This is a genomic window from Acinetobacter sp. YH12039 (assembly GCF_013420015.1).
Classification (GTDB): Bacteria; Pseudomonadota; Gammaproteobacteria; order Pseudomonadales; family Moraxellaceae; genus Acinetobacter; species Acinetobacter amyesii.
The window spans coordinates 1-1,429 of the sequence record NZ_VOZA01000124.1; the positions used below are offsets into that span (position 1 = coordinate 1).

The window sequence follows — 1,429 nt, forward strand, 5'->3', positions numbered from 1 at the left end:
GGATTCTCATCTCTTAATGCTTCAGGCAACAGACTTTGCGGATAGTTCTGGTAGCAGACCGGACGTAGATAACGGTCAATCGCCAACGTTCCCACAGAAGTACCACGTGCGTCTGAAGTAGCCGGATAAGGTCCGCCATGTACCATGGCATCACAGACTTCTACACCGGTTGGATAGCCATTCAACAATAAGCGGCCTGCCTTTTCTTCCAATACCGGTACTACATCGGCAAACTCCACCAGATCCGATTCATCCGCAATCAGTGAAGCTGTTAACTGTCCATTCATGCTGCTTAAAGCCTGTAGTAACTGGGCTTTGTCTTCTACTTCAATCACAATCGTAGTGGGTCCAAAGATTTCTTCTTGCAGAAGTTGATCACCAGCAAGCAGCAGTTCAACCTCTGCTTTGAAGAGTTGCGGTAATGCCTGCTCCCCTTGTTGCTCCTGACCGGCCAGGTGCTGAATGCCGGAATGCTCGGATAAATGCGATAAGCCAGAAACATAGCTGTTTAATGTCCCTGCATTGAGCATGGTTTGAGCCGGCTTGTTTGCCATGATTTCACTGAGCTGTTCAATGAGCCGTGTATATTCAGGTGATTTAATTCCCAGGATCAATCCTGGATTGGTACAGAATTGGCCACAACCCAGTACTACTGAATCTGCCAGCTCCTGGGCAATCTGATCACCACGGTTTTTTAAAGCTTCAGGCAGCATCAGCATCGGGTTGATACTGCTCATTTCAGCAAAGACCGGAATCGGCTGTGGACGTGCTGCTGCCATATCGCATAGTGCACGGCCACCTTTGAGGGAACCGGTAAAACCGACGGCCTGAATTAATGGATGTTTCACCAGTAAGGCACCGACAGCATTACCATAGATCATGTTAAACACCCCTTTGGGCATGCCTGTTTTCTCAACGGCACGTTCAATGGCCTGAGCCACATAGTCTGCAGTGGCCATATGCCCGCTATGGGCTTTGACCACCACAGAACAACCTGCTGCCAATGCAGAAGCGGTATCACCACCGGCGGTCGAGAATGCTAAAGGGAAGTTACTTGCCCCAAAAACGGCAACTGGCCCTACACCGATTTTAATCTGACGTAAGTCTGGTCGTGGTAAAGGTTGACGGTCTGGTAGTGCGGTATCAATTCGTGCACCCAGGAAATCACCGCGACGTAATACTTTCGCGAACAGGCGCATTTGCCCGCTGGTACGGCCGCGTTCACCTTGCAGACGAGCAATAGGTAAAGCCGTTTCTTGAGAAATCGTATTGAGGAAGTCTTCACCCAAAGCATCGAGTTCATCTGCGATGGATTCTAAGAATAGAGCCCGCTGTTCAGGAGAAGTATGTCGGTAGGTTTTAAATGCAGTATGGGCAGCTTCCACTGCACGGTTGACTTCCTGTTCGGTGGCCTGAAAGAAGTCAAAAG

At 49.5% G+C, this 1,429-nt stretch carries 1 protein-coding gene; it reads right to left on the bottom strand.

The genetic code is table 11. The annotated features are described in order from the left end of the window. The coding region (locus tag FTT98_RS17750; RefSeq protein ID WP_180177622.1) for an aldehyde dehydrogenase (NADP(+)) at positions 1 to 1,429 on the bottom strand (1,429 nt) is incomplete at both ends.